A 773-nucleotide genomic window follows, 5' to 3' on the forward strand; every position below is an offset into this window, starting at 1 on the left:
GTGTCGCTTATCACCGCCGGTGTGGCGGTGGCGACCCCGGTGGTCATCCCGAGTGGGCTGGGCAACAGCCTGACGGTGACGGCCATCAGCTTCGACCCGGCGACGGGGGCGGGGAGCGTGAGTTACAGCTACACCCTGCTGGACAACGAAAACCACGTGCAACCGGGCAACGACACCAGCCTGGGCGAGAGCTTCGCGGTGGTGTTGGTGGATGAAGACGGTGACAGCACCAACGGCAGCCTGGATGTGACGGTGCTGGATGACGTGCCGCAGGCGGTCAATGACGGCCCGTTCACGGTGGTCGAGGATGCGCCGAGCAACGTGGTGAGTGGCAGCGTGCTGACCAACGACCTGCACGGCAACGGTCAGGTGGGGGCGGACGGGCGCAGCTTCGACGGGTGGCTGACCAGCGACCCGGGTGTGCTGGCGCAGTACGGCACCCTGCTGCTGAACGCCGATGGCAGCTACAGCTTTACCCTGGACAACAGCCTGGCGGCGACCCAGGCGCTCAATCCGGGTGAAGTGAAGAGCATGAGCTTTGACTACCGCATCGTGGACAGCGACGGGGACACCAGCAGCGCGACCCTGACCATCCGGGTCGAGGGGAGCGACGACGGGGTGAGCCTGAGCGGTCTGGACGGACAGGGCAGCGAAGTGACGGTGAGCGACGCCAACCTGGCGGACGGCTCGGCGGCCAACGGGGCACTGCTGACCCAGAGCGGGGTGTTTAGCTTCAACGCCCCGGACGGGGTACAGACCCTGAGCGTGGGGGG

At 67.0% G+C, this 773-nt stretch carries 1 protein-coding gene; it reads left to right on the plus strand.

The genetic code is table 11. The features are described 5' to 3' along the window. The coding region (locus tag BN1133_RS01370) for a VCBS domain-containing protein (protein WP_197273640.1) at window positions 1-773 on the plus strand (773 nt) is incomplete at both ends.

It is taken from the genome of Aeromonas schubertii (assembly GCF_000820105.1).
GTDB classification, from domain to species: domain Bacteria; phylum Pseudomonadota; class Gammaproteobacteria; order Enterobacterales; family Aeromonadaceae; genus Aeromonas; species Aeromonas schubertii.